Origin of the sequence: Zarconia navalis LEGE 11467 (assembly GCF_015207075.1) — a bacterium.
Taxonomy (GTDB): Bacteria; Cyanobacteriota; Cyanobacteriia; order Cyanobacteriales; family Geitlerinemataceae; genus Zarconia; species Zarconia navalis.
Genome location: NZ_JADEXN010000308.1, coordinates 1 through 6533, shown reverse-complemented (window position 1 = coordinate 6533; position 6533 = coordinate 1). Strand labels below are relative to the sequence as shown.

Here is a 6533-nt window from a genome sequence, read left to right as displayed (position 1 = left end):
TCTCTATGAAGCTAGTTTGCGACCAAAGCGAGCTGAATGCGAATCTGTCCCTTGCCATTCATGCCGTGCCTTCTCGCCCCACCCACCCCGTACTGGCGAACCTCCTCTTCACCGCTAATGCCGAAACCCATCAAGTTCACATCGCTGCCTTCGACTTGAGTTTGGGCATTCGCACGGGTTTTCCCGCCCGAGTGGAAGACGGTGGCGATATCACCCTCCCGGCAAAACTCCTCAACGACATCGTTTCTAAGCTTCCCAGCGGTGAAATTACCTTGCACCACGAAGGGGGAGATGCCCTGTTCACCGTCACCTCGAAAAGCGGGCAGTATTACCAAGTGCGGGGTATGAGTGCTGAAGAATTCCCCGAACTGCCAGAAATCGAAACGGGTAAAGTGGTTCAACTGAGTGCGGCAGCTTTATCGGAAGGCTTGAAAGGCACCCTTTTTGCCACCAGCAGCGATGAAACCAAGCAAGTGCTGACGGGGGTTCATTTGCGAGTGTCCTCTGAGGGGTTGGAGTTTGCCGCCACCGACGGACATCGCCTCGCGGTTGTAGAAACTCTGCATCCAGAAGAGGAATTGGAGGAAGCCGAAGCCACAGAAGCCACAGAAGCCACAGAAGCCACAGAAGCCACAGAAGCCGAAGCGACGGAAACCGAAGCCGAGAAACCCTCCCTCGGGTCTGTAGAAGAATTTGACGTTACCATTCCGGCGATCGCCTTGCGGGAGTTGGAACGGATGTTGGGCAAGCATTCCGCTGGCGATATCGTCTCCCTCAAATGCGATGAGGTACAGGTGGTTTTCGAACTAGGCGATTCTCCATCCCAGACGCTACGCGAACGTCAATGCCTCACCAGCCGAAAATTGGAAGGATCGTATCCAGCATACCGACAGCTAATTCCCCGTCAGTTCGACAATCAAATGAACGTCGATCGTCGTCAACTTCTTAGTGCTTTAGAACGGATTGCCGTAATGGCTGGGAAGAACAACATTGTTAAATTCAGTTTGGATACCGAGAACCAGCAACTTTCTCTATCGGTAGAAGCAGCAGATGTGGGTAGTGGTAAAGAAGCCATGCCGGCGCAAATTTCTGGGGAGAGTTTGGAGATTGCCTTTAACGTGCGTTACGTGACGGAATCTTTGAGAAATTTGCAATCATCGGAAGTGCAAATTCAGCTAAATACGCCTACCTCTCCGGTGATTTTAACGCCGTTAGGGGGAACGAAAATGACGCATTTGGTGATGCCGGTTCAGATTCGGAATTAGTCTGAAATGATGCATTTCAACGAATGGTTAAATCTAAATAGAGAGCGAGAATTCTCGCTGTCCTTTGTTAAGTTCATGATTTTTAAGATCGTTAAAATCTACACTCTTTTTTTGCAGCAATTCTAATGTATAGATGTATTTCAAGCAAAATACTTGCGATCGAGTAAGAATTCAAGGAAATAAAAATGACTTTTTTCATGAAAATGTTCTCTGTTTAATTGATTAAAAAGAAAGGCGATCGCCTCAGAAAAATTCCCGAAGAGATCGCCCTTAAGATTTCAAAATTTAGCAGAATATTCAGATGGGGTAGGCACGGGGGCACTACCCCTACAAAACTCTAAACAAAGGCAAAGGAACTACTTTCGAGATCGAGTTCGGAAACATCGACATTTCGCACCAAACCAATCAGTTCGGAAACATTATCCGTTTTCAGGAAGATGTTCGTGCCATTGGAAGCGGATTGCAACTCGTAATCGCTGGCAGTTCCGTGGAGTTGGATCGTATCTTCCCCCACAGCAAAGTCAACAATGACACCGCGATCGCCTCCACCGCTAGTGGCATCGTTGCCATCATCGTAATAGACTGCCAATGCATCGCCGAGGACAAAGGTATCCCCGTCGTCGTTACCCCGGAACCGATCGACTTCTCCGAGTCCCGGCTGGGAACTCTCGGGATCGACACCAATCAGGACATCCATCCCCGCGCCACCGATGGCGATATCATTTCCCGTACCGCCGACAAGGGTATCGTCGCCGCCACCCCCTTGCAAGGTATCTCGGTCTTCATCGCCAAAGAGAAGGTCCCGATCGCCCAAACCGCGCAGGCGATCGTTCCCCTCGAAACCGCGAATGAAATCGAACCCAGCGGTTCCATCCAGACTCTCTGTATTGGACGTACCTTCGATGAGATTGGCGACGAAACGGTTGCCAAAGTCGAGTTCGGCGATCGCTTCACCCGGATCGATATTCACCGTATGGAACCCATCGGTGGGGGCAGTTTGTTCCCAACCCGGTTGCAGAACTTCGGCGACGATATAACTTCCCGCATCGAGATCGGTGAAGCTGTAGTTGCCGTCGGCATCGGTGACAGTAGAAACTTCTTCACCATCCAACGCGCCGTTGCCGTTGTCGTCGAGGTAAATCGTCCATCCTTCTAACCCAGATTCGCCCACATCGCGAACGCCATCGCCGTCGATGTCGTCCCACTTGCTGCCGGAGAGTTCCCCAGGCAGGGCGATGTTACCGAAATCGATGCTGTCGATGGTTTCACTGGGGGCAACAGAAACCTCGTGAGTTCCTGTAATGGGGGCAGTTTGTTCCCATCCCTGTTGTTGGACTTCGGCAACGGTATAGCTTCCGGCATCCACAGAGAAGGAGTAGTTCCCCAACTCGTCGGTGGTGGTGGAAGTTTCCCCGGCATCGAGTTCGCCGTTGTCGTTGTCGTCGATATAAATCGTCCAGTTGGCCAGTCCCGGTTCTCCATCATCGCGAGTGCCGTCGCCATCGAGATCGTGCCACTTGCTACCAGAAATTTCACTCAGCAGGCTTTGGTTGCCGAAGTCGATGTCAGAAACGATTTCTCCTGGATTGACGGTGACGGTGTGGACACCATTGCCAACATTGCCCGTGGTGGTAAACTCAAAATCATCCAAGACAAGGTGCGAAAGGTCTCCACCGCCAAAGGAATTAAAGTCTACTCGATCGACATCTGAGAACCCAAATTCAAATAAGGTGGGAGCATCTGTATCCACCGTAACGGTCTGATTGTACTTTTCAACGCCATCCAAAGAACCGACGACCTGAACGTTCAGTCCGTCAACCCAAGCCGCTGTCAAGTAAGCACTGTCAAAATCAAACGGATCGCCACTAACACTCGTCGGGTTTGCAAATGAATTGTAGGCAACATACTCTCCAGAAACCGTTCCATTGTCATAACCGGTCCCAGGTAAAGTTGAATCCTTATGGTAGGAGAAGTCATTCGACCAAACTAAACCGCCGTAATTTGTAGGAATAGGTGCAAACGAGTCAACATCACCAATATCGTCAAAGGTAAGAACCTGACTGCCACCGGGAGAAGTCTGCTGCCACCCCTCTTGTTGCACCTCGGCAACGGTATAGGTTCCCGAAGTTAGGTTGACAAAAGAATATTCCCCGCTGACATCGGTAACCGTAAACTGTTCCCCGATGTCGAGTTCGCCGTTCTCGTTATCATCGAGGAAAATCGTCCAGCCTTCCAATCCCGGTTCGTCGGCATCTTGAATCCCATCGCCGTTGATATCGTTCCACTTGATGCCTTGAATTTCCCCAGGGTCGAGTTCGGCGTTACCGAAATTAATGTCGGTGGCGACTTCATCCGGTGCCAGTTCCAGAATATGGGTTCCTTTACCCACTTCCGAAACCACCACGTCATCGACGTACCAGCCTTCAAAATTGTTGGCGACACTATCAATGGTGTCGAAGTCGAACTGAATCTCGATCGAACTGCCAGTATAATCGCCCAAATCCAGGGTGGCACTGGTCCAACCCGTCGTCGGATCGTCGAGTAAACCGGCATTCGAGGCGATACCCTCAAACGCACCGCCATTCTCGGAGACCAAAACTCGGGCACTATCCCAAGGATTCCCCCCTTCACTGGCGAGGACGTAGTTAAACGCGAGTTCGGCATCGATAACTCCCGTCAGATCGATCGTTGGCGAGGTAATCCGGCCGGCCGTATGTCCGACATCGAAATTGCCGCCGCCACCGGGCCCTTCTCCGGTGCCGAAGTAGAGGCTATCCTGGGCGGAGTGACCCGGTTGGTTGCCGCGTCCGGTGGAGAGATGCCACAGTCCCGGAACCGTCGCGCCGGTATTGTCGATGGTAAATCCATCCAGGCTGGGATTGTCGTTGCTGTCGCTGAAGTCGGCATTGAAGAGTTCGATCGAACCCAGGAAGGGAGACGTTTGTCCCCAACCCGGTTGTTGCACCTCGGCAACGATATAGGAACCGGGAGAAAGATTGTCGAAGGTATATTCCCCGTCGGCATCGGTGACAGTGGAAAGTTCCCCGGTATCGAGTTCGCCGTTGTTGTTGGCATCGAGGTAAATCGTCCATCCCGATAGCGTTGGTTCCCCGGCATCGAGAATCCCGTTTTTGTTCAAATCGTTCCACTTCACCCCAGTAATTTCCGCCGGGTTGGAGAGGCGGTTGCCGAAGTCGATATCGGTGATGTCTTCGTTTTCGCCCACCTCAACCGTATGGGTTCCGGGAACCTCGCTGAAATTGAAGCTGAGATTGACGTTATTGAGATTCACATCCTGACCGGAACCGCCAGCCTGACCGGTGTTGTCAACGCTAGCCGAACCGATATTCGTCAGGGTTCCATTGCTAAATGCAAACGGTTTCACCGTCACCGCAGCACCAGCATCGGCAAAGGTCTCGCCGACGCTGTAACTGGTGGGGAAGAGCAACCCTTCAAATCCCACGGCATTGGAACTTGCTTCCACATCATCGATCCAGAGTTCTTGTCCGCCGACGGAGAAAGAGGAGATGTCGCCGGATAATTGCAGAGTCCCTTGGTCATCCCCAAAACCATTGACGACAGAAACATCCACCCCACCAACGGTATCGCCGTCGATGTCGGCAAAGTCTTCAAAATTGCGGAAGTCGCCGTTAATTTCCAGATTGAGGTTGCCGCCAAACTCGCCGAATACCAAGGAGAGATCGGTGACGGACTCCGCCACACTGGCATCATCCCCACCCAAAGCCGAAACAGGATTGGGCAAACTCACCGTTCGCTGGAACGTTCCGGTGCGATCGAACACGTCCATCACAGAAACCGCATCGGTGGAACCGACGTAGATTTCCCCGTTCACCACTGCCAATCCATCATCGGAAATCGCCGTTCCCAAACCAAAGGAACTGGAAACCAACCCGGTTGTGGGATCGATTTCATAAACGCGATCGCTTGCATCTGTTGCCAGCAGAGCATCCGGGCCGGTAATCGCCGTCAGCCCCCCGGTGAGGTTCACCCCAGGATTGAGGACATCGATATCGAGAACGTTGGTAACCGTCCCGTCAACCCCCAGGAACGGGTCAAATTCGACGATATCGCTGTTGAGAAAGTCCAAAATGTAAATTTTGCCCCCCAGAGCGGCTAATCCGTTCCCCGCTCGCGTGGGGTCGAGGGGATCGACATCCAGAATAGCCCCGGTGTCGGGATCGAGCTGCAAAAGGTTCTTGTTACTCGAACCATTCCCACTGGTGAAAAATAGGCTGCTGCCATCGAATGCCAAGCCTTCGGGGCCGTTATTAGGTGGCTCGAACGGGACGGTAAAGCGATTAATTTCCGCGCCGGTAACCGGGTCTAACTCGACGATATCCTGGGTGCCATCGGCCGGAACCGCAAACAACCGTTCCTCGGCATCCGTCGTGGGAAAGGTCTGCGTCCATCCCGGTTGCACCACTTCCCCGACGGTATAGGTTCCGGGGGGAACGAAATTAAAGCGATAGTTGCCATCGGCGTCGGTGACGGTGGAACGTTCGCCGGAGTCGAGTGCGCCGTTCTTGTTTTCATCGAGGTAAATCGTCCACCCTTCTAACCCCGGTTCTCCGCTATCCCGAACCCCATCGCTATCGAGATCGTGCCACTTGCTGCCTTCAATGCTGCCGGCGACGGGAGAAACCAGGGCCTGCAAGGCGTTTAACCGTCCTCCGGTGACGGTAATTCCATCCAAAGCGGCGATCGGATCGACGCTGGAGAGAATTTGCTCTTTCACCTCTAAGGCAGTGAAATCCTCATCCTGAGACCACAGGAGGGCGGCTACTCCGGCGACGTGGGGAGAGGCCATGGACGTTCCACTTAAGAAACCGTATTGGCCGTTGGGCAGGGTACTCCAGATACTAGAACCCGGTGCGCCCAAATCTACCGACGTTTCGCCGAAATTGGAAAATCCCGATAAGTCATCGTTGTGGTCTGTTGAAGCAACGGAGATAATGTTATCCAGGTCGTAACTAGCGGGGTAGGCCAGGAACGCATCGTTATCGCTGGCACTGTTTCCCGCAGCGGCGACGAATAACTGGTCTGCATCGCCAGCGGCTTCGATCGCATCGGACAGCGCCTGGGAAAAGCCACCGCCACCCCAACTGTTATTGGTTAGGTCGATGTTGACCCCGTAGGTCTGTTTCATCATCGTGGCGTATTCCACGGCCTGAACGGCATCGAAGAGCGTACCCGACCCCCCGGCACCCAAAAATTTCAGCCCCATAATTTGGGACGACCAATTCACCC

Annotated in this window: 2 protein-coding genes; one reads left to right on the top strand and one right to left on the bottom strand. The window is 52.9% G+C overall.

The annotated features are described in order from the left end of the window. Positions 1 to 5: 5 nt before the first annotated feature. On the top strand, positions 6 to 1265 hold the full coding sequence (gene dnaN / locus IQ235_RS15470; protein ID WP_264322339.1) for a DNA polymerase III subunit beta: 1260 nt from the start codon (positions 6 to 8) through the stop codon (positions 1263 to 1265). A 337-nt stretch (positions 1266 to 1602) separates the two neighbouring features. On the opposite strand, the gene IQ235_RS15465 is transcribed toward dnaN, so the two are convergent. After that, complete coding sequence (locus IQ235_RS15465; protein ID WP_264322338.1) at positions 1603 to 6531, bottom strand: SdrD B-like domain-containing protein; 4929 nt, start codon at positions 6529 to 6531, stop codon at positions 1603 to 1605. Positions 6532 to 6533: the final 2 nt, after the last annotated feature.